General features: G+C 46.3%; 23 protein-coding genes and 1 tRNA gene. 7 read left to right on the top strand and 17 right to left on the bottom strand.

The features are described 5' to 3' along the window. Positions 1-11 precede the first annotated feature (11 nt). From OL444_RS30575 to ureA, 10 genes are read right to left on the bottom strand one after another with little or no spacing between them, the layout of a single operon-like run. Entirely contained in the window at positions 12-1199 is a 1188-nt protein-coding gene (locus OL444_RS30575; protein WP_264726905.1) for a porin, read from the bottom strand. Positions 1200-1221: 22 nt separating this feature from the next. Continuing rightward, positions 1222-1953 (bottom strand): hydrogenase nickel incorporation protein HypB, encoded by a 732-nt coding sequence (gene hypB, locus OL444_RS30570; protein ID WP_264726906.1) that lies wholly within the window; start codon positions 1951-1953, stop codon positions 1222-1224. A gap of 2 nt (positions 1954-1955) precedes the next feature. Next, positions 1956-2300, bottom strand: a complete 345-nt coding sequence (locus OL444_RS30565; RefSeq protein ID WP_264726908.1) for a hydrogenase maturation nickel metallochaperone HypA/HybF — start codon at positions 2298-2300, stop codon at positions 1956-1958. 4 nt (positions 2301-2304) lie between these two features. Next, the gene (locus tag OL444_RS30560) at positions 2305-3192 is read right to left on the bottom strand and encodes an urease accessory protein UreD (protein WP_264726910.1); all 888 of its coding nucleotides are present in this window, start codon (positions 3190-3192) and stop codon (positions 2305-2307) included. Further along, the gene (gene ureG / locus OL444_RS30555; RefSeq protein ID WP_264726912.1) at positions 3192-3803 is read right to left on the bottom strand and encodes an urease accessory protein UreG; all 612 of its coding nucleotides are present in this window, start codon (positions 3801-3803) and stop codon (positions 3192-3194) included. The genes OL444_RS30560 and ureG overlap by 1 nt, the downstream gene beginning before the upstream one ends. Before the next feature lie 3 nt (positions 3804-3806). Then, positions 3807-4499, bottom strand: coding sequence for an urease accessory protein UreF (locus OL444_RS30550; RefSeq protein WP_264726914.1), 693 nt, complete (start codon positions 4497-4499; stop codon positions 3807-3809). A 3-nt stretch (positions 4500-4502) separates the two neighbouring features. Next, positions 4503-4970: an urease accessory protein UreE gene (locus OL444_RS30545; RefSeq protein WP_264726916.1), complete on the bottom strand. Its 468-nt coding sequence runs from the start codon at positions 4968-4970 to the stop codon at positions 4503-4505. A 10-nt stretch (positions 4971-4980) separates the two neighbouring features. Further along, positions 4981-6861, bottom strand: a complete 1881-nt coding sequence (gene ureC, locus OL444_RS30540) for an urease subunit alpha (RefSeq protein ID WP_264726919.1) — start codon at positions 6859-6861, stop codon at positions 4981-4983. A 36-nt stretch (positions 6862-6897) separates the two neighbouring features. After that, a complete protein-coding gene (gene ureB / locus OL444_RS30535; RefSeq protein ID WP_307735014.1) occupies positions 6898-7266 on the bottom strand; it encodes an urease subunit beta in 369 nt (122 codons plus the stop codon). A gap of 20 nt (positions 7267-7286) precedes the next feature. Further along, positions 7287-7592: an urease subunit gamma gene (ureA, locus tag OL444_RS30530; RefSeq protein ID WP_264726921.1), complete on the bottom strand. Its 306-nt coding sequence runs from the start codon at positions 7590-7592 to the stop codon at positions 7287-7289. Between the two features lie 1172 nt (positions 7593-8764). Here ureA and OL444_RS30525 point away from each other — a divergent pair. Both OL444_RS30525 and OL444_RS30520 read left to right on the top strand, forming a co-directional pair. Continuing rightward, positions 8765-9556, top strand: a complete 792-nt coding sequence (locus OL444_RS30525) for a M12 family metallopeptidase (protein WP_264726923.1) — start codon at positions 8765-8767, stop codon at positions 9554-9556. Positions 9557-9726: 170 nt separating this feature from the next. After that, positions 9727-10932, top strand: a complete 1206-nt coding sequence (locus OL444_RS30520; protein ID WP_264726925.1) for a hypothetical protein — start codon at positions 9727-9729, stop codon at positions 10930-10932. Between the two features lie 235 nt (positions 10933-11167). Here the strand turns inward: OL444_RS30520 and OL444_RS30515 are convergent, their stop codons facing one another. The 3 genes from OL444_RS30515 to OL444_RS30505 all read right to left on the bottom strand — a co-directional run bounded on the left by OL444_RS30515 (position 11168) and on the right by OL444_RS30505 (position 14831). Continuing rightward, a complete protein-coding gene (locus OL444_RS30515) occupies positions 11168-11974 on the bottom strand; it encodes a hypothetical protein (RefSeq protein WP_264726927.1) in 807 nt (268 codons plus the stop codon). 128 nt (positions 11975-12102) lie between these two features. Beyond that, positions 12103-12176: transfer RNA gene (locus OL444_RS30510), tRNA-Met, on the bottom strand. Positions 12177-12311: 135 nt separating this feature from the next. Beyond that, a complete protein-coding gene (locus tag OL444_RS30505; protein WP_264726929.1) occupies positions 12312-14831 on the bottom strand; it encodes a mechanosensitive ion channel family protein in 2520 nt (839 codons plus the stop codon). 198 nt (positions 14832-15029) lie between these two features. On the opposite strand from OL444_RS30505, the gene OL444_RS30500 reads away from it, so the two are divergent. Further along, complete coding sequence (locus OL444_RS30500; protein ID WP_264726931.1) at positions 15030-16598, top strand: glycerol-3-phosphate dehydrogenase/oxidase; 1569 nt, start codon at positions 15030-15032, stop codon at positions 16596-16598. A 58-nt stretch (positions 16599-16656) separates the two neighbouring features. Here the strand turns inward: OL444_RS30500 and OL444_RS30495 are convergent, their stop codons facing one another. The 4 genes from OL444_RS30495 to OL444_RS30480 are packed head-to-tail and all read right to left on the bottom strand — an operon-like array spanning position 16657 to position 18840. Then, complete coding sequence (locus OL444_RS30495) at positions 16657-17247, bottom strand: nitroreductase family protein (RefSeq protein ID WP_264726933.1); 591 nt, start codon at positions 17245-17247, stop codon at positions 16657-16659. Positions 17248-17264: 17 nt separating this feature from the next. Continuing rightward, the gene (locus OL444_RS30490) at positions 17265-17708 is read right to left on the bottom strand and encodes an acyl-CoA thioesterase (protein WP_264726935.1); all 444 of its coding nucleotides are present in this window, start codon (positions 17706-17708) and stop codon (positions 17265-17267) included. Positions 17709-17728: 20 nt separating this feature from the next. Next, the gene (gene rdgB / locus OL444_RS30485) at positions 17729-18313 is read right to left on the bottom strand and encodes an RdgB/HAM1 family non-canonical purine NTP pyrophosphatase (RefSeq protein ID WP_264726937.1); all 585 of its coding nucleotides are present in this window, start codon (positions 18311-18313) and stop codon (positions 17729-17731) included. A 29-nt stretch (positions 18314-18342) separates the two neighbouring features. Continuing rightward, positions 18343-18840: a hypothetical protein gene (locus tag OL444_RS30480; protein WP_264726940.1), complete on the bottom strand. Its 498-nt coding sequence runs from the start codon at positions 18838-18840 to the stop codon at positions 18343-18345. A gap of 142 nt (positions 18841-18982) precedes the next feature. Between OL444_RS30480 and OL444_RS30475 the strand changes: the two genes are divergently transcribed. From OL444_RS30475 to fusA, 4 genes are all read left to right on the top strand, one after another. Next, positions 18983-20083: a branched-chain amino acid aminotransferase gene (locus OL444_RS30475; protein WP_264726942.1), complete on the top strand. Its 1101-nt coding sequence runs from the start codon at positions 18983-18985 to the stop codon at positions 20081-20083. A gap of 288 nt (positions 20084-20371) precedes the next feature. Then, positions 20372-20752, top strand: coding sequence for a 30S ribosomal protein S12 (rpsL, locus tag OL444_RS30470; protein ID WP_012789278.1), 381 nt, complete (start codon positions 20372-20374; stop codon positions 20750-20752). 29 nt (positions 20753-20781) lie between these two features. Next, the gene (gene rpsG, locus OL444_RS30465) at positions 20782-21249 is read left to right on the top strand and encodes a 30S ribosomal protein S7 (protein WP_264726971.1); all 468 of its coding nucleotides are present in this window, start codon (positions 20782-20784) and stop codon (positions 21247-21249) included. A gap of 485 nt (positions 21250-21734) precedes the next feature. Continuing rightward, positions 21735-23879, top strand: coding sequence for an elongation factor G (fusA, locus tag OL444_RS30460; protein WP_264726973.1), 2145 nt, complete (start codon positions 21735-21737; stop codon positions 23877-23879). Positions 23880-24454 lie beyond the last annotated feature (575 nt).

Below are 24454 nucleotides of genomic sequence, written 5' to 3'. Positions count from 1 at the left end.
TTTGTCATACGTCAGAGTACATTCACGAAATAGAAAAATCCCAGCGATACCATGTTGCTGGAAATATCGGGATTGGCAGCGCCTACAACACCATGGTACTTTTTCTGGTTGTTGAAAAAATAACCGAACATCCGCATGTTCTGGCTTTTAATCGGCTGAAATTCCAATCCACCCAGCAGGCCGATGTTATCCCGGAAGTTTTTGCCGATGGTGTTGTCTTTTCTGTCCGACGCGGTTTCGAAAAAGAATTTGGCGGTAAGAAAAAAGCGGGGCACAAATTCATAATTCAAACGCAGGATGGCAGCCTTGTAATTGATGTCGCTGGCGTATGTTCTAACGGGATTATTCCGATAGTTGTTGATGGAAGGAGAAGCGATGTTGACGTAATCCACTCCGAAATTAGAAGTGTGCAGGTCCAGGTAACCGGTAAACGATTTCAGGTTCCATTTGTGCCCCAGTACCAGCGACTGGTTCACTTCATTTTTAGCCACCTGGGAAAGATTGCCGGAGTAAAAAGTTTGTAGCTTATCGCCGAAAAACTTTCCCTGCCAGGCCAGGATGAGGCCAAGGGGTAGCTTCGACGCGGTGCGTCCGGTTTTATTGTAGCCCGACAATTCATACAGCCGGTCAAAACTTTCGTTGAAGGTGTTCTGCACTTGCAGGTGCACCGTTTGGGTGGGCGATATCTGGTATCCAAGCCGGATGCCCATGGCAAAAAGATTCAGTTGGTTGTTGACGAACTCCGAGTATTCGTATTCGTAGGTAGGATTGTTTTCAAACTCCCAGCTGCCAACATACGCGGCCTGTTTACCTACACTCACCACCCAGTTTTTGCGTTTACCGAACTGGTAATCCACCAATGCAATATCGATGGCGCCGGGCGCGTTGTCGAAGGCTCTTTGTTCGGAGGTTCTGTTGAGCCTGAAACGAAGGCGGTAGGCGAGAGGAATGGTGGGGAGGTCGCCCCGTACTTCAAACCGCATTTCTTTCATACGGATGGCTGCGGGTGGTGCGTCGCCGCCAAGCGGGATGTCGAGCGAGCTTCGCAGCAGAAGATTGATATCTACATAATCCAGGAAAGTATTGTTCGTTTTTATCAACGTGCTGCGTTGCTCTTTCAGGCTGTCCTGTGCCCGTGCCGGCGTAATAAAAAAAGCCAGGAACACGCATAACATAACAAATGACCGAAGGTGCATCATAATCTAAAGTTTTAACGTCAAATCATGTTTGGGGCAGGGCATTTTTCATTTGCTTTTTTTGCTGCGCTTTTTTCCGGATCCAATTGCACCATTGATCCATGCCATCTCCCTTGATGGTACTGATGGCGAGGGTTTCTATATCCGGGTTGATTTCTTTGGCGTCATTTCCTGCGGCTTCTACTGAAAACGGCACATAAGGCAGCAGGTCGGATTTTGAAATCAGCATCAATTCGCTGGTAAGAAACATTCGTGGGTATTTTTTGGGCTTGTCGTCGCCCTCCGTTGCGGAAAGCAGCGTTACGCGGTAATCTTCTCCCAGATCAAATGCAGCGGGGCAAACGAGGTTGCCCACGTTTTCGATGATTAAAACATCCGTATTGTCGAGGTCAATGTGATCCAGCGCCTGGAGGATCATCTGTGCTTCGATGTGGCACATGCCGCCGGTTACGATCTGCAAGGCGTTTACGCCTGCTTCTTTTAAACGGGTGGCATCACGGTCGGTTTCAGGATCGCCTACCAGTACGGCCATATTGAGCTGGCCTTTCAGGCGCCTGCCGGTTTCCTGGAGGAGCGTGGTTTTGCCACTTCCGGGCGATGAGCAGATGTTCAGCACCAGCATATGTGCAAGCCGTTCTTTAATGGCTTTGGCTACAAAATCGTTCGCCTTCAGCAAATTGAGCGAGGTGTTTTCGCATTGAATGGAGCCTACTGGCGCCCGGTTGCTTTTCGGCTTCGCGTTCATTTCTTCATTCATGGTTATTCATTTAAAAAATCTACACGGCTGATACGTAATTCTTTTCCCTGAACGATCTCGCGGGCAGGTTTACCGCATCCGCATATAAACCGGTGTTTCGTTACCGTAAAATTTTTATCGCATGCATCGCAATGCGCGATGATGGGGAGTGTCACTACTTCCAGGTCGATATCTTTCAAAAAATCATTTTCCAGCACCAGCGCTTCAAAAGCGTTCTGAATCAGTACCGGTTGCACGTTGCTGAGCAAACCCGCTTCCACCGTCACTTTGATGATCTGGCTGAATTTGTCGGGGTATTGCTCCTGCAGCATCTTCACCATCTCCCGTATAATGGGCACTTCGTGCATGCCTTTATGTTTTTACTTTTTTCTTCGAAATCTTTTTTCCGGCAGGCGCCAGTTGTTTGGCCGCTTTTTTAGGAATGTGCTGCTGTTGCTGAAACTGGATGAATTCCCAGCACATGTTCCCGATGTTGTATAGCCATTCGTAAATACCTTCCCCGCTGTTGCCCAGGATGCGGATCATCAGTGCCTGCGGAGCGCATTGGGTATAGCCATATTTCATATCGTCGAACTGTTCGATGAACAGCTCGTCAAATTCTTGCTTCAGCAAACTCACGTAGGGCGACACGATGAACAGCGTGGCCTGGTGCGTATAGCCTTCGTAAAACAACAGTTCCTCAATGGCCTGTTCTCCCGGCATTAAAAGTTGATTGTCGAATATCACCAGTCTTCCGTCCACATAAATTTTCGTTTTGCTGTGGATACGACTAAACTCGAACCGCTCGCCGGAATGTACTCTGCCCGCGGTCATGATGTCGCTCCATAACAAATGGCTGGTCGCGGATAAGCGGATCTCATTATCCGCCTGGTAAATGGCATTCCGGAAAGGAATCAACGGATGTGGCAAAAAGGAAAACAGCGCATTGTCTTCCAGCAGTACTTTATGACGTTGTACAGTACCTTTTTTGCAAGGGTGCACTTTGTTGTAGGATTGGGTAAACAGCTTTGTTGCGGTTTCCTTCCTGCAGCAAATTTCCACGTCGATAATATCCCCGTCCATCATCCCGGGTGAAGAGCTCATGAGCATCAATTCCAGGTGGCTGCCCGTGCCACGGCTGCCGTAGTGCACTATTTTAAACGGGATATCGAAAGCGCTGTCGTGCAACAGCGTTTTTTCACCTTCTTTTTTGTTGCTGATGAATAATTTACTGTATAAAGAATTATCCTTTTGTATCATTAGTTCTCGAACAAGGCATATTTTTTAATCCAACCGATGACGTTTTCCAGTCCCTCTTTGGTTTTTAAATTGGTTTTCAGGAAGGGGCGGGCACCGCGCATTTTGGTGGCGTCTCTTTCCATGACGGCAAGGTCTGCGCCTACGTGTGGCGCGAGGTCGATTTTATTAATGAGCAGGAGGTCGGACCGGGTGATGCCGGGGCCGCCTTTCCGGGGGATCTTTTCCCCTTCGGCCACGTCTATCACAAAAATGGTAAGGTCGGCCAGGTCGGGGCTGAAAGTTGCGGCCAGGTTATCGCCTCCGCTTTCGATGAACACGATCTGCGTGTCGGGGTGCGCGCTTACGAGATCTTCTACGGCTTCGAGGTTCATGGATGCGTCTTCGCGGATGGCCGTGTGCGGACAGCCCCCTGTTTCTACGCCGGCGATACGGTCTTTAGGGAGCTTCGAGTTTTTGATCATAAATTCCGCATCTTCCTTCGTGTAAATATCATTGGTGACCACGCATATGCTGTATGCGTCGCTCATTTCGCGGGTGAGCGCTTCTATCAGCGCGGTTTTTCCTGAACCTACCGGCCCGGCAACGCCTATTTTTACATAAGTTCTCGTCATACGCTAAGAGATATAAAGCCTGGAATATTGTTTCTCGTGCTGCATGCATTTTATTTCCTGCCCGATGCAGCAAAGGCCGAACGTATCGTCGTTCACTTTATCCTGTTTGCCGACCAGTTCTTTGATCAACGGCTGCATTTTGAAGAGGATTTTCTGGCCAACGGTTTGGCTGAGTGGTACCAGCTTCACACAATTGGTGACCATGGCGTTCAGGTTGTTGTAATAAAACGCCGTGAGGGTATCTTTTTTGCTGATGCCGGTTTCCTGCGCATACATGCCCATGGCAATGGCATAGTGCCCCGTTGCCTGCCCGGCTTCTATACTTTTGGCATACCGGTTCACTTTGGCGCCGGCTCCCAGCTCCACGACCAGCTTCAGGAAACGCAGGCCCAGCTTGTGACTGGCCTGTTTTATTTCTGAGGGGGCTTTCAGTGCGGTTACCAGCATGTCCAGCTCCAGAAGTTGCTGGTAGCGGAAACTTTTGCCGTTGCAGATTTTCCAGGCGCGGTTTACAAAGGCAGCGTCGTTGTAATACAGGCTGTGTCGCAATACTTTTTCTGTATAGGCTTCCGCGAGTTTTGCACTGGTTACCTGCTGCTGGTAAACATAGGCTTCCAGGCCATAGGAGTGTGTGAAGCTCCCTATGGGAAACATGGAATCGTTAATCTGTAAGAGCGTGAGTAAATCTGATTTCATTTTTTACCCTTTGAACATAGCCCGAGATAATAACCTCAATGGCTTTAATAATTTTTTCTCTACGATTTCGGGTGTAAACCCGCCCCGTTCCAAAAGGGTAAAAAGAGCGCCTTCGTATGCAACGCTCACCCTGTTTTCTTCGATACAGACCGGGATGTGCCGGTTCCCGATTTCAAAGCAGACGACTCCCATTTCATACATGTTGGCCGGCCGGATCACGATACATTCACATGGCAGTATATTGATGCAGATGTATGCCGAATCGTCCATCCAGATAACGTCTCCGTCCTCCAGCGGAATGCGGTTGTTTTTCCGGATGGCTACTTCTTTTCCACTCCTGGTACTGCGTCGTAGCAGATGTTTCTCCGTTTCATACCATTCGATGTCCAATACGTCTTTTTCCTTCCCCGTAAGTGAAAACGGGTTACTGACGACTTTTTCTATATGTAGCATATCGGTTCCCGGCGCCATGGTGTTTTTCTCAGAAGATAAAATACCGTTGCGCCATGGGTAGTACAGACACCGGCTCGCAGGTAGCCACTTTCCCATCTACCTTCACGGCATAAGTTTCCGGGTCCACTTCGATATTGGGGGTGGCGTTGTTATTGATCATATCTTTTTTCTTCACGTTTCGGCAGCCTTTGACCGGGAGGCATTTTTTGTTGAGCCCGAGCTTCATGATATCCCCTTTCTCCAGCGATGCCTGCGATACGAAATTGAAGCTGGTTGTGCCCAAAGCCATTCCGTAAGCGCCGTACATGCTGCGGTAGATAACGGGTTGTGGAGTGGGGATGGAAGCGTTGGTATCACCCATTTTGGACGCGGCGATCATCCCGGATTTGTAGATGATTTCCGGTTTCACGCCAAAGAATTCAGGTTTCCACAGCACGAGGTCCGCTATCTTACCTACTTCCACGGAGCCTACGTACGAGGCGATGCCGTGCGCCAATGCGGGGTTGATGGTATATTTGGCAACGTATCTTTTTACGCGGAAGTTGTCGTTCCCTTTTCCGTCGCCCTGCAGCGCACCACGTTGTTGTTTCATTTTGTCCGCCGTTTGCCAGGTGCGGGTAATCACTTCAGCCACGCGGCCCATAGCCTGGGAGTCGGAGCTCATGATGCTGAACACGCCCATGTCTTGCAGAATATCTTCCGCAGCGATGGTGGAAGGCCGGATCCTCGAATCGGCGAAGGCCACGTCCTCCTTGATCTTTGGGCTCAGGTGATGGGCCACCATGAGCATATCCACGTGTTCCGCGGCAGTATTGATGGTGTATGGTTTGGTGGGATTGGTGGATGCGGGCAGAATGTTGGGATACATGGCTATTTTGATGATGTCGGGCGCATGGCCGCCGCCGGCACCTTCGGTGTGGAAGGTGTGGATCACCCGGCCATTGATCGCTTTGACGGTATCTTCCAGGAAGCCGGCTTCATTTAAGGTATCGGTATGGATGGCCACCTGTGTATCGTATTTGTCTGCCACGCGCAGCGCCATGTCGATGGTGGAGGGCGTGGCGCCCCAGTCTTCGTGAATTTTTACGCCCAGCGCGCCTGCTTCGATCATTTCCACCTGCGCCTGTTCGTTGGATACGTTCCCTTTGCCGAAGATGCCGATGTTGACAGGCATGGCGTCGCATGCCTGGAGCATTTTATGGATGTTGTGTCTGCCGGGCGTCACTGTGGTGGCGTTGGTGCCGTCATTAGGTCCGGTTCCGCCGCCGATGAGGGTAGTGAGACCGCTGTACAGCGCCGTGTGGGCGATGTCCGCTGAAATAAAGTGGATATGGGTATCGATGCCGCCAGCCGTTACGATCTGCCCCCATGCACCGTGGGCTTCCGTGGCCGGTCCGATCACCATGCCGGGCGTAACGCCGTCTTGCGTATTGGGGTTCCCGGCTTTGCCTATTCCCACTATCTTTCCGTCTTTGATACCGATATCGGCTTTTACGATCCCCCAGTGGTCGATGATGGTAGCGCCAAGCAGCACCATATCCAGACATTCGTGATCGAGCACGGTGTTGGATTGCCCCATACCGTCGCGCACGGTTTTGCCGCCGCCGAATTTATTTTCGTCGCCGTAGGTCTGGTAATCTTTTTCTATTTCGATGAACAGTCCGGTATCTGCTAGGCGCACCCTGTCTCCGGTGGTAGGCCCGAAAAGTGAGATGTATTTTTCGCGGGTCACATACAGGTTGCCGTCTTCAAAGCGCACCTGGTTATCGTTTTGCGAAAAAGCACTGTTAAGGCCCAATACGGTAACGCCGAGCGACGTTACACCCACTATTTTAATCCATTCCCGCCGGCTCCATTTTTCAGAACCTTCGGAATGTCCGTTGTTTTCATGATTGAGGTCTTTGCTCATAACAATCTGTGATTATGTGTAGGAGGAATGATGTCATCAGGCACCTTTGAATCCGGCTTTTTGCGCTTTGCTGATAGCCGCCGTTTTCAGGCCGCTGTCTGCCGCGTTGCCTTCCGTAAGATTGTTGAACCCGAAGATTTGCCGTTTCCCGCCTATTTCTACCAATATCACTCTCTTTTCTTCGCCCGGCTCGAACCGCACGGCCGTGCCCGCAGGAATATTGAGGCGGAGGCCGAAGGCTTTTTTGCGGTCGAAGTCCAGCTTTTTGTTGGCTTCAAAAAAATGATAGTGAGAACCCACCTGGATGGGGCGATCGCCGGTATTTTTTACCTGGACCGTTTCGGTGCGTTTGCCTTTATTGCAGATGATATCCTGCTTTTTTGGGATGATTTCGCCTGGGATCATACTTAAATGATTTTAGGGGATTACCGGATTGGATTATGTACAGTTACCAGCTTATTGCCGTCGGGGAACATTGCTTCGATCTGTACGTCGTGTATCATTTCTGGCACGCCTTCCATGACGTCGCTGCGGGTCAATTGCTTGGCGCCCCATTCCATCAGCTCCGCCACGGTTTTTTTTCCGTCCCGTGCTTCTTCCATGATTCTGCTCGAAATCAGCGCGATGGACTCGGGGTAATTGAGCTTGACGCCTCTTTTTAAACGCTTTTCTGCCAGCTCTCCAACCTGATGCAACATCAACTTTTCAATTTCAGTGGGAGTTAATCTCATATTTCATTGTAATTATTTGGTGGAAGAAACAAGTCGGTGCCTGCGGATGGTCTTTGGATTGATGCTTGATACTGAGCTGAAGTTTTTGTGGATTGATTACACAATAGCCCGTGGCACGCAAATATTAACGGAGATAGTAGGGGAATTGTTTAAACAGGTTGATTACTAATGAAAAGATTTTCTGCCACCAACTGTAAGTATCCCTGTTCTAGTTTCAGTTTAAACGTAGAAAAAGGAACAGCTGGAACGTTTGGAAATTACGATCTCCTTTATGCAGGCCAGTCTGAGAAGTGGATGTCCAATGTTTTCTTGAAAATTCCCTTTTCGTACGGAAGTGAGAAGATTATCTAACCTTATATTGTACGATTGACCGGCATTTAACGACCTTAGAGGTATTGTTTGTTAATGCTAATCTTATTAAATAAAAGATTTACCCATGTTACTGTTTGCAAACGGATATTATCATAACGCAGTGTCTGGAGATGTAATACGGTTTTTCCGGAATGGGGACGAGGATTGGATGGAGTGGAAAGGGAGAGGATGGCAAAAGTTGGGGACCTGGTTGGTCATCCAACATCAGGAAAAAACATTCCTGGAATTTAAATACAATTATGCACGGGAAGAAAGGTACTTATTCATCATGCTGGCATCTCAATCAGATGAGATCATGGCCTTCCGGCTTGAAGACAGCGGGAACCGCAGGTGGGATTTTCGAAAATCTGAATGAATACTAATTGAAATAAAAATGGCGGCTGTAATACTTGCCATCTGGTTGTCTGCTGCGTGATAAGGAGATGTTGGGTGATGATAAACTATGGAGGGCAAAGTCACTCTCTTTACACCTTGATCATTTATTTTAGCGGGACAACACTTAATTAGTACGCTATCCCCATATATTTTGTAAACCAATTTTTTTTTTGTAATTTAATTTTCAGAGAGCAACGCCATTTCCAGAAATATCTTTATTTACGCTGTACTGATTATCGAAAAACCCAAACAACTTCCATCAATGAGTATTTCACCATTTTCAATCATTTCAATAATGGCCGACTAATACCGGTCGGTGTATTGTACTGCCCGCCTGCTGTTATCGCGGTAAACGCCTGTATCAACTATGGGCCAAAGGAATAGGTATTTTCCTTATCATTTTTATTTACCAAAATCTGCAATCAATGACAAAAAAACACTTGCTAATGAGCCTGGCCATAGTGGCTATGGTCAGCTGCCAAAAATCTAATGATGGTCTGAGCACAAATCCATTGGAAAATCAACAACAAGATATACCGCATGTTTGTGTGGATAAAAATCTGACGCGTACATCAAACGGTGTGACTACTGAAGGTGCTGGTTTGAAAAGTAGCTTCTGGGCAAATGGAAAAACCATTACCGTCAAATTCCTGAATGGATCTACATTTGTTCAGAACAAAGTAAAACAATACGCCAAGCAATGGGAAACGTATGCAAATGTTCGCTTTAGTTTTGTTAGTGCCAGCCAGGCAGCTGATATCCGGATTGGAATTGCGTTTGGCGGCGACGGGGGTTCATGGTCTTACATCGGAAAAGAAGCGCTGGGAATCTCTGCCTCCGAGCCCACAATGAACTTTGGATGGTTTAATTCCAGTACACCGGAGTCAGATTTTAGAGGTACTACCATTCACGAATTCGGACATGCTATTGGCCTCATTCACGAACAATCCAGTCCTGCCGCTAATATACCATGGAACAAACCTGTAGTATATAATTATTATGCAGGACCACCCAATTACTGGAGTAAAGCGGATGTAGATTACAACGTATTCTACAAATACAGTGCTGCTGTGACTCAGTATGGTCAATATGATCCACTGTCAATTATGCACTATTCGGTACCGGCTGAATTTACCACCAATGGTTTTTCTGTTGGCTATAACACACAGTTGTCTACCGTCGACAAACAATTTATAGCTACCATATATCCTAAATAACTTCGTGAACAGCAGTGCGGGAGTAAAGCCGGTACCTTGTGTGCCGGCTTTATTTATCTACCCCAAAAAATGTATTCTCTTCCACAACGGTAAATACTGGCCTGAAACATTAGTTTTGTCTAACCCGATATTGGACCATAGTTATTCTCCACAAAAAAAGCAATTGCTAAATGACTAGATTAATTGTCAAAGTAGACTATTACGATAAGGAAGAAAAGCTAAAGATTGAAAAAAATTTTCCTGATGATTTTCCCTTAATTGAAGCTATTGTAAGAAAGGAAATCAGCATAAGCTATGAAGATTTTAAGGTTTATGCAGTTTTGGGCTTTCAATATGATGCAAACGGATTCAGGACTTTTAATGATTTAAGCAAAATTGGCCAAGGAATTTCCAGATTTGAAACTCTTCTACATTACAATCCCCAAATACAATCATTAATTAAAACAACTCCTGAAAGGCCCGTGATTAACGATGTTTCAGAAGAGTTAGGTATCGCCGGAGGTTTGGCTATTGCAGGTGAAATATATTCCTTAACTCAGGCTGATTGGCAATTAATTCCTCAGATTACATCACATAAAGATTTTGATTTTGGGCTAATTGCAGCAAATCATCATAAGTACATAAATATTGAAGCTAAAGGCTGTATAACAGCGAAAAATAGTGTTAAAGATTCTGCTGTTTCTAAACATAGAAACAAAATCCATGCAAAAAAGGCTGATACCAAATTTAAAGCTAAGTATGATTATAAGACAGATACTTGTTTAGGCTTTATTACTGTTGCAGATTCTAGTAATGTTTTGCAAGTCTGGATTGTTGATCCTTCTTTTAATAGGCCTAGTATGTCGCCAGAGGTAATGAAATTGCTGAAAAGGATATATTACTATTATTCGCTAATACATAGTTTCGCTCCTAAGGCGATTATCACCACAGCAATAGCAAATCGGTATAATATTTTGCAGAAATTAGGAGATTTTAGCGGGCTGGATGGGCTTCCATTGGTTAATAGCAGTATGGAAAAGATTATTATCTCTGAGGCATTTTTTCAGAGTAGAACGACTGATAATGGAAATACAATTGTAGGCAGATTTTTTTTTACTAAACAGCAGTTGATATTTATTGGGATTCACACATCGTGTTTTAATTTGCTAATTGGGCAAAATCATGATGAGATAAATAGTTTTTCGATTTCTCAATCAACAAGGCAAACCACGCTTAACGGCGTTGTTAATAAGCGATATTCGAATTTTATTGATAGATTATCAGATAGAGAAAGAATCATCAATAGGAGAGAGAAGAATAGTCAAATATTGTTTAACATTAATATGGAAGTAACAATTACAAGTTCCGGTATGTGTTTTGCCTATTTGCATTTTTGATCGCCAAACAGAAATAACAACTTTTCAACTTGATCCCCAACATATTCGACCACCAAACCGACCTCCATGCCCAAACGAAAAAGCCGAAAATCCTTTATAGTAAATAATTTGCGGCTTTTAATCTGTAGCGAGAAAGAGTGAATTATCTAACCGGTTGATGATAGATTTTTGGTACTTCTGCAACTTTTAGATTATAACAATACAAAGTTATTTAGAACGAATTTATTTATTTTTTTCATGACGCTTTAAACCTAAGAGAACTAAATTCATTAACATTAGACTGTTCATTATTACGATCAGAAAGAAGCCACTTCAAGAGCAAGATGAACCAGTCATATTTCTTGCTGACTTTTATTTCTTGCTGATTTTCGAGATTGAGGTTTCTGAGAACTTCCTCTGAATATTTAATATATCGCTTTATAAATCCTTTATCGAGTTGATCACCAGTTAGACCATGAGCCTCTGCTCCCGTATCGCCCAGCAATCCAATTGGATTGATAAAATAAAGGCCAGCGCCATCTCTTAAGATACTGTTGTTAATAATAGTAAGAAAAATTGGACCGGGAGTTTCGATACCTTGGTCTTTTATAATTTTTATGAGCTCTTCATCGACCAGTATCCTTGGGTAGACGGCCAGGCTTATTTCTAATTCATATGCTTTAACCAAGCCGACCGAAAAAATGGTTATATCATCGCTATAATCTTTACCAAAAGAAATGCCTCCGCGTATGAATAATTTGTTATCAAGCATTACCGCCTGATATGATCTAGCAAAGGCTATGCATAAGAGGAATGCGTCGCTAAACGACTGTGGATCTCCATCCTGATATGGAAAGGCAGCATAAAGATTGTCTGAAAATAGTTTATAACGAATAGGGGTGGTTAGGTTTAATTTTTGTTGAAACATCTTTACAGTTCCAACACCTTCAGCTAACGCGGCTTTTAGCATATTAAGTGTGTCATCCCCCTGTTCAGCCTCGGCTTGGCTAATTAAATTTTTAAAACCCAGAATATCTGCATGTAAGACTATAGCTTTCTCCATATAATTCTTTCACTGAAAGTATTATAATTTTGTATTGAAGACCAGAATTTGTAACAAAAAGTTTAGAAAAATATTGGAAGGAATATAAAAAAAAATAGATTACCCTTAAGAAGAGTAATCTATCCCTGTAGCGAGATCGGGAGTTGAACCCGAGACCTTTGGGTTATGAATCCAACGCTCTAACCACCTGAGCTACCTCGCCATTTTACCTTTCCGGAAACTTCGAAACTGCTGTCAGCAGTGTTCTCATTCCCAAAACGGGAGTGCAAAGATAACGGCTTATAAATGAAAATTCAAAATGTATAGCACGTTTTTTTTATAATTTTTTTTTCTTCACTTAATCGGTTGCTGGTTTATCCCATTTTTTCAGCAACGTTTCATCGATGGACCGGATATGCAGATCCCTTTGTGGATAAGGAAGTTCGATACCAGCTTTGTTGAATTCGTTATAGATGTGGGCCAGTACTTCGCTTTGCAGGGTGCCGGCAGTACCGAGGTCAGAAATCCAGAAAAACACCCGGAAGGTGACGGCATTGTCACTGAATTGGGTGAGCTGTACCAGCGGTTCGGGTACGGTCAGGATGCCTTCATGATCGGTAAAGGCGCTTTTCAGGATGGTGAATACCTGTTCGATATTGCTGCCGTAGGCGACGCCGATGGTGAAGTCTACCCGGCGGGTGCGGTTGTTAAGGGTCCAGTTGATGAGTTGCTGGGAGATGAGATCACCATTGGGTACAATCACCTGAGAGCCGTCGTAGGCGGCAATTTTGCTGGAGCGGATTCCTATTTCTTTCACTACGCCGGATCGGTTGCCTACTTCTATGACGTCGCCTACCTCGATAGGTTTCTCGAAGGCGAGGATGATACCGGATACGAGGTTGTTGACAACGTTCTGGAGGCCGAAGCCGATACCAACACCCAGGGCGCCGATAACGATGGTGAGTTTATCCATAGGGATGCCGGAGGCGGCAAATGCCAGCAGGATACCACCGGCCAGTACGGCGAGGCGGAGTAATAGCAGGGCAGACCCGAATTTTGTTTTCTTGACAGGCGTGGTGGTGCCGGTATTGCCAAACATATAGGCGATCAGCTGGGAGGCGAAGAAAGCGATCCAGATAACCAGTACAAAGATGATCACGCTGCTGAACGTAAATTCAGAATTTCCGATTTTATGGGTGGTGGAGAGGAATTCGCTGATCCATTCATAGATGGCATCATACAGGTACAAATTGCGGGCGATGATGACGAGCCAGCCCACGGTAGCCAGTACGGTTAGTAAGGTTTTCAGCTTCTTTTGTACTTCCTGGTAGTCGAGGAAGGAGATGAAGGAGCTGGAGTTTTTGTTGGCTTCTACCTGCAGATATACTGCTTCCATCAGGATTTTAACGAGTATGGAGAGGTTCAGGGCCATGACGGTGTTGACCACGGCGGCGGAGCCAATGATTTTGGCGCTGCTCACCCGCGCGAGGATGACCAGCAGGAGGGAAAAGGAGCTGGTAAGCATAAACAGTTTGATGATGGGCCGGGTAAAGCGGGGCTGGGCAAATGTGGTGAGGGTCGTTTCTTTCAGCAGCCGGTTGCCCAGCAGAATGGCCAGTGCGGCGGAGATGAGCAGTCCCCATTGCTCGGCGTAGGTGACCTCTATGAGCAGGTTATTCAGACTATAGACGATGAGTAGCCCTACTAACATGAGCCAGTAGCGGAATAGTGCGGTAGGCAGATGGGTACGGAAAATATAGGTGAGGGCAGTCATGGTGAGTGCCCAGGTAATTTCGGTGTACAGGATCGGGTAGCGGACGGATAAGACAGACGACAGGGTGGTAACGAAGATGATGGTACAGGCTACCGGAAAGCGGTATACGTAGCGGCTGTGCTGCAGGATGGCTTCTGCTTCCGGGGCGGGATGCCGCTGCCGGACACGTTGGATGTTATAGTATATCCACCACGCAAAAAGTCCGGCCAGCAGCAGCCATACAATGAATATGGGCCACTGGATAGAGAAGAAGATGGTGAGTACTTTGGTGCTTTTGTGGAGGGAGTTTCTCATCACGGGGATAAACTCCAGGGGATTGATGCTATCGCGGTGCGGGCGCCAGATGTAGCGGTAGTCGCGGTTGAACATGTGCGACGAGAACTGATTCAGGCGGTAGTCCATGTCTTCCCGCAGGTTGGATACCTCGATATAGCGGTTGGCGACTTTATTCTGCAGCAGGCCCATTTTGATCAGGTTGATCCGGTTGGCACTGTCGGCCGCGCGGAATTTGATGATCAGATTGGTGAGCTGGCCGATATAGAATCCGTAGAGTTCATCTTCTGCAGGGATGTTCCGCATGGAGGTGTCGCGTTGCAGGGAGTGGATGGTATCGTTGATGCTGACGAGTTTATCATAGTAGGAAAACAGGCTGGTTTGCCAGGAGGTGAGCCGCCTTTGCAGCTGGTCCAGCATCACTTTGTTGGTATAGATGTCGTTGATGTTGGGTGTACCTCCCAGGCCGGCGATGTTGTATTTGATGAGGGTGAGAGAGGTATCTACCAGGGGTATTTCATCACTGATCCAGGCGGTATCAAAGCCACGGCGGAGGGTACTCATCACCTGGTTGAGCAGGAGAGTATAACCTTCTATGCGGTTGATGATAACGGCAACGGCGGTATCCGACTTCCTGATGGAGGAGTCTTTGGCCAGTTGGGTAATTCTTTTGCTGAGGGTGGCGCTGTCTATAACGGCCAGGTGGAGGGTATCTGGCTGCGGTTTCTTTTTCCGTTGCTGGGCAAAACTGGTATAGCTGCTGCCCAGAAGGCACAGCAACAGCAGGAAGGGTAATAAAGATCGGTATCCTGTTCTAACCTCAATGGACATATGAATTTGTATAAGTGTTTAAGAGGCGGGAGAAGCCGCCATCTGTCATCAGGAACATTTTTTGTGCCTAAATGTTTTGAAATTAGAACTTTTAGCTGCCTTTACCGTTAAGTTTTTGGTGGCGGAAGGCTTTACCTTTGCACGGTAGATATTTCCGCAGTACTTTGTAAGGAATTGCGGATCAATGAAAATTCATTTATGAAAAGAGAAGCTATTATCGCGGCGTTAAGAAAGGATACCCAACCCTGGGATATAGTCATAATAGGTGGAGGCGCCACTGGTTTGGGGGCGGCGCTGGAAGCGGTGACGCGGGGATACCGTACGCTGTTGCTCGAGCAGGTGGATTTTGCAAAGTCTACTTCCAGTAAAAGTACCAAGCTGGTACACGGAGGGGTGCGGTATCTGGCGCAGGGCGATGTGTCGTTGGTGCGGGAAGCCAGTGTGGAGCGTGGTTTGCTGGCGCATAATGCACCGCATCTGGTACGTAATCTGACATTTGTGATCCCTACGTTCAGTCTGTGGGAGAACCTGAAATATACAATTGGCTTAAAAATGTACGATTGGCTGGCTGGTCGCCTCAGTCTGGGGAAATCGGTACATATCTCAAAAGCGAAAACGCTGGAGCGGTTGTCTACCCTGAAACAGGACGGGCTGGCAGGAGGCGTGCTGTATCACGACGGTCAGTTCGACGACAGCCGGCTGGCTGTGAACCTGGCGCAGACGATTGCCGATAAGGGAGGCACCGTGTTGAACTATGTGCGGGTGACTGGTTTACAGAAAGATGGCAAAGGAAATATCAGTGGCATAACGGTAAAGGATACACTGGATGGAGGAGCGGAGTGGTCGCTGCCGGTAAAGGCGGTGATTAATGCAACGGGAGTGTTTGCAGATGATGTGCTGGAGATGGATAACCCGGAGGCGCCGAAATCCATTGCTGCCAGTCAGGGAGTACACCTGGTGCTGGACCGCGATTTTCTGCCGGGGCACGATGCACTGATGATTCCGGCTACCAGCGATGGGCGGGTGTTGTTTATAGTGCCGTGGCACAATAAGGTAGTAGTAGGTACCACCGATACGCCGGTGAAAAATATCAGTCTGGAACCGCATGCGCTGGAAGAAGAAATTCAGTTTATTCTCCGCACCGCCCAACAATACCTGGCACACGCACCGCAGCGGTCCGATGTACGCAGTGTATGGGCCGGATTACGGCCGCTGGCAGCGCCCAAGGCAGAAGGACATAAAACCAAGGAAATATCCCGCAGCCATAAAATTATGGTGGCAGCATCCGGATTGGTCACCATAATTGGTGGTAAATGGACGACCTACCGCAGGATGGCAGAAGATGTGATCCATCAGCTGGAGCTGGCATTACACTGGAAACAGACGAGTTCCGTCACGCACCATATGAAGGTACATGGCGCTACAGATAATGTTAACTGGGAAGATCCCTGGTATTTCTATGGTAGTGATGCGTTGCATATCCATCAGATGGTGGCTACGCAGCCGGATCTGCAGGAAGTGCTCAGTGAAGCCTATCATATTATCAAAGCACAGGTAGTATGGGCTGTTAGGGAAGAAATGGCCCGTAATATAGAAGATTTCCTGGCCCGCCGTACCCGTTTGTTATTCCTGGATGCCCGTGAGGCGTTGCGGATAGCGCCGGCAGTAGCGGCTATTATGGCGGCAGAACTGAATAAGGGAGAAGATTGGGTAAACAGCCAGTTAAGTAGTTTTTCCGCAGAAGCGAAAGGATATCTTTTATCCTGAGTCAATAGTAGATTTTCGGATTTATCGCAGTCGATAAATCCGAAAATCAATCATCGTATTACATCCACTTTACTTTTTCGCTCAGCGGTTTTACGCGTTTGCCGTTGGCTGCAGGTTCATCTGTATAACCCAGGTAAAAGAATCCCAGTACCTGATCTTCTTCGCCCAGTCCCAGGTAATCTTTCATAGCAGGGTGGTAGGTCATACCGCCGGAACCCCAGTAAGCAGCTATATCCTGAGCCGTTGCGGCCAGCCACATATTTTCCACTGCGCAGGCAACAGAGGCAGTTTCTTCCAGTACCGGAATTTTAGGATTGCTGCCGCGTTTCATGCAGATGGCAATCACATGAGAGGCGAGGTCGCCCTGGCTTTTCAGCTTATCGTAGTTGCCGGCAATAAATTTGTCGGCGGGTGTGTGTTGTTTGTATAGTTCTGCGTGATCGGTGCAGAAGCCGGATACTTTATCACCACCGAATACCACAAAGTACCAGGGTTCAGTATAACCGTGGGTTGGTGCCCAGTCAGCCAGTTGCAGCAGTTGCTGTACGGTTTCATCGGCTATTTTTTTACCGTTCATGCTGGTCGGCTTCACGTTGCGGCGGGAGAGGATCGCTTGCTCCACGGCAGTAGTCGGAATAGTTGTACTCATATTATTGTATATATTTTTTATGCGGGTATGGTGTCAAGTGCTGTTTTCATCTCAAGGGGCAATTTCTTCATTTTGTGGGTATTGTAGTCAAAATAAAGCATGCCTGTTTTGGCTTCTGCGATGACGATGGTTTGTGCATGGCGGTCAGTGGTAATCCGGTAAAAGAGTTCGAAGCCGAAGGGGTGAAAGGAGCTTGCAGCGATTTCCACAGTGAAGATGTCACCTTGAAAACCTTCTCCTTTATAGGCTACGGCGATGTCGGTCATAATTGTACCGGTACCGGTTTCATGATCCAGTTCTTTGTATCCTGTGTGTAACAGATATTGGATGCGGGCTTCATGCAGGATGGATACAATGGCGTCGTTACCTACATGGTTGCCATAGTTAATGTCCTGTATGCGTACCGGAATCCGGGTGCTGAAAGAAAAATGTGCAGGTAGATCTATTTTAATTCTTGCCATTATTATTTTTTAGGTAGATGCTAAACGTTTGTTGATTTTTTCAGGAAGGCAACAAACTTTTCGAAGGCTCTGGCACGGTGGCTGTACTGATTTTTTTCTGTCAGATCCATTTCTGCGAAAGCGCGGTCGGCGCCGTCCGGAATAAAAATGGGATCATAACCGAATCCTTTGCCGCCTTTGACGGAGGTGGTGATTTGTCCATTACAAACGCCTTCAAACTGATATTCCTGGCCGTCCAGCAGCAGGGATATCACGGTGCGGAACTGTGCGCTCCGGTCTTCCTGGCCGGTCATCTCCCGTAATACCTTCTCAATATTGTCAGCAGCGAGCTTCTGTTCTCCGGCATACCGGGCAGATAAAACGCCGGGTGCGCCGTGGAGGGCAGTGATTTCCAGGCCGGTGTCTTCTGCAAAACAGTTTTCGCCGGTCATCCGCCGGATGGTGGTGGATTTCTCCGTTGCGTTGGCTTCCAGGGTATCATGTGGTTCCGGAATGTCAATATCTATCCCGGCTTCCAGCAGGGTGATAATCTCAAACTGTTCTCCCAGCAGTGACCGGAATTCTTTTACCTTATTTTCATTGTTGGTAGCGAATATCAATTTCATATAGTCGGATGAGTAATGTTTTTATTGTATCAGATGCCTAATAATTGTTTTAATCCTGCCCAGAGTTTTGCTTTCAGGAGTTTATCGCTGCCTATCAGTTGTAGCTCATCGGAAAACAGGAGCGTGGTGCTGTTCACGGTCACCAGCTGGTATAATGGAATGTCGCTGAGCCCCAGTTGCTGCGGTGCAATGCCAAATACAACGCTGCGGGTAAAAGGCAGGGCGACCTGCCAGTCAGTGAAGCCCAGTTCCGGATAATGGGAGATATTCAGCAGGGATACATCCTGCATCCCCAGTTTACAGGCATTTAATATATTAGTAAGGAGATTGAATAATTCTTCATTTAAATACGCTTCATTTTCGTTTTGTATGAAGAGCGCAATGTTTTTTTGATTTTCTCCTAAATATTTGACTTTCGGAATGGCTTTTTCAACGGCGGGAGCAGGCGTGCTTTTCCCGGGAATGATTGGCTGGGTGTAGATTTTAGCCAAAAAGTAAGGATCTGGACGGAACTGCTCAAGCGACATGTGTATGTTAATTTAAAGTAATATGAAAGCCCTGCATGGGGAAAAATCAGTTTATTTGCATTTGCCATGCCACTGGGAGACCCGATGGACTGACTGATCTGGCAAAGAAAGTGTAAAAATATTGAGATAAAATTGATTAACCATGATGGTAGATAAATCAACAGTTAAGGAAGAAGCATTAGAGAAGATCAAGGTCACGAAAACTGCCCACACCCGGGTAGGTGAAGTAGATTTTAATAATCTCGCATTTGGTAAGATGTATGCAGACCACATGCTGGTAGCTGATTTCGATGGTAAAGAATGGACAAATGCAGCCATTCTGCCTTTCCAGAACCTGTCAGTAAGTCCGTCTAATGCCGCCTGGCACTATGGGCAGGCTATTTTTGAAGGTATCAAAGCCTACAAAGATCCCCAGGAAAATCCAATGATTTTCAGACCGTACGACAACTACAGACGTTTTAACCTGTCTGCAGAAAGAATGGGTATGCCGGAAGTACCGGAATGGCTGTTCATCGGCGGCCTGGATCTGCTGATAGATATGGACCGTAACTGGATTCCTACCAGTGCTGGTTCCTCTCTTTATCTGCGTCCGTTCATGATTGCAGCGGATGAGTTCATCGGAGTAAGACCTTCCGATACCTATAAATTCGCCATCATCAATTCTCCGTCCGGACCTTATTTTAATAAACCGATCCGTTTGCTGGTACAGGATAAATATGTACGTGCTTTCCCGGGAGGCGTTGGTTATGCCAAGGCAGCCGGTAATTATGGAGGTACCATGTATCCTACCATGCAGGCTAGAAAAGAAGGATACGACCAGATTCTCTGGGTAGACGGTTATGAACATAAATACCTGCAGGAGTGCGGTACCATGAACGTTTTTGCCATTATCGGCAATACGGCCATTACGCCGGATCTGACACAGGGTACCATCCTGGAAGGGGTTACCCGGGCCAGTGTGATTGATATCCTGAAAGATATGGGCCTCGAAGTGGAAGAAAGACCTATTTCTATAGATGAAATCGTGGCAGCTCATAAGGCGGGTACCTTGCGCGAAGTATTTGGTACAGGTACCGCAGCCAGTGTTGCCTATGTGGAAGCGCTGGACTATAGAGATACCCAGATCCGTCTGGATACCACTACCTATAAAACAGGCGCTGAGGTAATCAGCCGGCTGGATGCTATCCGTACCGGTCGTGCAGAGGATGCCCGTGGCTGGAACTACCGGGTAGGTCAGGAATAAGTGCTTGCTTGAAGAAATAATAGATAAGAATAAGGGCCGTAAAAAGGTCCTTATTTTTTTATGGTTGTTTCTGCAGGAAATCATACCTTTGCAATCCGGATTTTTGGTAGCCCTGAGACTTTACCAAAAAATACAGACCAATCCCGGCTCGATCGGGGAAATGATCCGGCAAAAAAATTTCGAAACAATTTTGTTATTCACACATATAGTTTTACCTTTGCCCTCCCAAAATCCCTTTATGGGGAATTTGGATGTCATTGTAAACCGACATAAAAAACTAGGTAAAGAATGCCTACTATACAACAATTAGTAAGAAAAGGAAGAGAAATTATCCGGGCTAAGTCTAAGTCCAGGGCATTAGATAGCTGCCCTCAGCGTCGTGGTGTTTGTACCCGTGTGTACACTACCACACCTAAAAAACCTAACTCCGCTTTGCGTAAAGTAGCAAAGGTGCGTTTGACCAATAAAGTTGAGGTGATTGCCTATATCCCTGGTGAAGGTCACAACTTGCAGGAGCACTCCATCGTACTGATCCGTGGTGGAAGGGTGAAAGATTTACCTGGTGTTCGTTATCACATTGTACGCGGTTCCCTGGATACTGCTGGTGTGAAAGACAGAAAGCAGAGCCGTTCCAAATATGGTACTAAAAAGGAAAAGGCTAAGAAATAATAATTATAAATAGTCGTAATTTTCAATAAATGAGAAAGCAAGCTGCAAAAAAATTGCCTCTGGCTCCGGATCCTAGGTTTAATGACAAACTGGTTACCCGCTTTGTTAATAACGTTATGGAACAAGGGAAAAAGAGCATTGCCTATAAAATTTTCTACGATGCCGTGGATAAGGTAAGCCAAATGACCGGCGAGAACGGTTACGAGGTTTGGAGAAAAGCATTAACCAATGTTACTCCAGGTGTGGAAGTAAGAAGCCGTCGTATCGGTGGTGCTACTTTCCAGATTCCTTCTGAAGTTCGCCCTGATAGAAAAATATCCCTGAGCATCAAATGGTTGGTTCGTTTTGCCGGCGAAAGAAACGGTAAGAGCATGGCTGATAAGCTGGCGAATGAAATCGTAGCAGCAAGCAAAGGTGAAGGCGCAGCGTTCAAGAAGAAAGAAGATACACATCGTATGGCGGAAGCGAACAAAGCTTTCTCACACTTCAGAATCTAGTTCTAGCCTCCGGGCAACTCAATATATTCGGCAAACAGTTCCTTTCCGGAGCTGTTTGCCTTTTTGTATTCATCCGTCACTTATTTAACGGGTGCGCCGGGTCTGCTAACAGACGGTAAGCGGAACCGGTAAATAAAAGAGCATATCTCCACGCGCTGTAGATACACCTGCTGTCCTGTAACTGCAGGCAAACCGGCATAAAACATTCCATAACCGGAAAAAGAAGGTAGAATAGCTGCCGGAAATAGCACCGGCTGCAAAAATATCGCATAGCATCATTGCAGTATACCGGGAAATAATAGCAGGGATATTTAGGCTATTTAGCTGGTATATACTACCATATTTATAGGTAATTAAGATAATTTGAATAAACAGTGGGAAAGGCCGGATAGAAATAACAATTTGGCAAAATACCGTGTTTTATTTATTGTTAAAAATAAATTACCTTTGCCCCCCAAATTGCATTATTTAGTCATTTTAATATTATGGCAGACTTAAAATTTCAAAGGAACTTTGGTATTGCGGCGCACATTGATGCGGGTAAAACCACTACCACAGAGCGTATCCTGTATTATACAGGTAAATCCCACAAAATTGGAGAGGTGCACGAGGGTGCTGCTACAATGGACTGGATGGCACAGGAGCAGGAAAGAGGTATTACCATCACATCTGCTGCAACTACTTGTTTCTGGAATTTTCCAACTTTACAGGGAAAAGCGCTACCTGATACCAAGCAATATAAATTCAACATCATCGATACTCCAGGTCACGTGGACTTTACCGTAGAGGTAGAACGTTCCCTGCGTGTACTGGATGGTCTGGTAGCACTGTTCTGTGCTGTATCCGGTGTTGAACCTCAGTCTGAAACCGTTTGGCGTCAGGCTAACCGTTACCGTGTACCACGTATCGGTTTCGTTAACAAAATGGACCGTTCCGGTGCTGACTTCCTGAACGTAGTTAAACAGGTAAAAGAAATGCTGGGTGCTAACCCCGTTCCTTTGACCCTGCCTATCGGTGCGGAAGATACTTTCAAAGGTGTGGTTGACCTGATCACCATGAAAGGTATTATCTGGGATGAAGAAGGAAAAGGTGCTACTTACCAGGAAATCGAGATCCCTGCAGATATGAAGGAGGAAGCGGAAGAATGGAGAGCTAAACTGGTAGAAGCCGTTGCTGAATACGATGATACCCTGATGGAGAAATTCTTCGAAGATCCAAACTCTATCTCTGAGGCGGAAATTCACGAAGCGATCCGTAAAGCTACCATCGATATCGCTATCATCCCGATGATGTGCGGTTCCTCTTTCAAAAACAAAGGTGTACAGAAAATGCTGGATGCGGTTTGCCGTTACCTGCCTTCTCCTGTTGACATCGAAGCTGTGAAAGGTACCAACCCGGACACTGGTGATGATATCATCCGTAAACCAGATGCAAAAGAACCATTCGCTGCACTGGCTTTCAAAATCATGACCGATCCTTTCGTAGGTCGTCTGGCGTTCTTCCGGGCTTATTCCGGTCACCTGGATGCAGGTTCTTACGTACTGAACACCCGTACTGGTAAAAACGAGCGTATCAGCCGTATCATGCAAATGCACGCTAACAAGCAGAACCCGATCGATTTCATCGAAGCTGGTGATATCGGTGCTGCTGTTGGTTTTAAAGATATCAAAACAGGTGATACCCTGTGCGACGAAAACCATCCGATCGTACTGGAAGTAATGACCTTCCCTGAGCCGGTTATCCACATCGCTATTGAGCCTAAAACTCAGGCCGATGTTGATAAAATGGGTATGGCTATCGCTAAACTGGTAGAAGAAGATCCTACCCTGAAAGCGAGAACCGACGAAGAAACCGGTCAAACCATCCTGAGTGGTATGGGTGAGCTGCACCTGGAAATCATCGTTGACCGTATGCGTCGCGAGTTCAAGGTAGAAGTTAACCAGGGTGCACCACAGGTGGCTTACAAAGAAGCCCTGACTACTAAAGTTGAACACCGTGAGGTATTCAAGAAACAAACAGGTGGTCGTGGTAAATTCGCGGATATCCAGATCGAAATCGGACCTGCTGACGCAGAATGGCTGAAAGAAAACGATGGTAAATCTTTCCAGTTCATCAACGATATCTTTGGTGGTTCCATCCCTAAAGAATTTATCCCTGCTGTACAGAAAGGTTTCGAACAATCCCTCAGCCAGGGTGTACTCGCAAACTTCCCGCTGGTGAATCTGAGAGTGCGTCTGTTTGACGGTTCTTACCACCAGGTGGATTCTGATGCCATGTCATTTGAATTGTGCGCGAAACAAGCCTTCCGTGAAGCTGCCCGCAAAGCTAAACCAGTATTGCTGGAGCCTATCATGAAAGTAGAAGTACAGACTCCAGACCAATACATGGGTGATGTTACAGGTGACCTGAACCGTCGTCGTGGTATGCTGGAAGGTATGGATTCTAAAAATGGTGTACAGGTAATTAAAGCAAAAGTTCCGTTGAGCGAAATGTTCGGTTACGTAACTCAGCTGCGTTCCCTGTCTTCTGGCCGCGCCAGCTCTATCATGGAGTTCTCTCACTATTCTCCTGCTCCAAACAACGTAGCAGAAGAAGTAGTAGCAAAAGTGAAAGGTAAAGTAAACGCTTAATCGTAGCTTTTTATAGAAAAAGGTTGTTCTGCCTCGTGCAGAACAACCTTTTTTGTTTTTGGGATGTTATTGGCATGAACATGCTATTGCTGGTAGCAGAATATTTGATACTTTCGGTAACATAATCTGCAACTGTATTTACTTTTTGCCAAATGCCGGGTCCTGTCCTACAGGGCCTTTTTTTATTTAAAAATTTTCTTCACACGATAGAGGGAAACCCATATTTACGCGTCTTCCTATAAGATATTATTGAACTGTACCTTATTTTACTGTAGCTGACTGAATACACGGATCAACAGTTTTGATATGCTTTCATTAACTGTTACGAAGTTGCGGATCGGGCCTGCCTGATTCCCTTCCTGAATGTGAGTGACCCCATTTTGTACTCGCGGATGCGTTGGGAAATCGCTGATCTGGCACTGAAGAGGAATAATACTGTTGAATGGAATAAGAGCGCTGGCACTGCAATAGGTTTACGATAAAATGTTCCTACAGGTTACCCCCTGCTAGGAATTTGTTGTTTCCTGTGTTTTTCATTTGATGGCATAAACAAAGCCGTGGTAAAGAATGTGTTG

This window comes from Chitinophaga nivalis (assembly GCF_025989125.1).
GTDB lineage: Bacteria > Bacteroidota > Bacteroidia > Chitinophagales > Chitinophagaceae > Chitinophaga > Chitinophaga nivalis.
The sequence above is the reverse complement of the archived record's forward strand: the minus strand, read 5'-3'. Positions and strand labels throughout refer to the sequence as shown.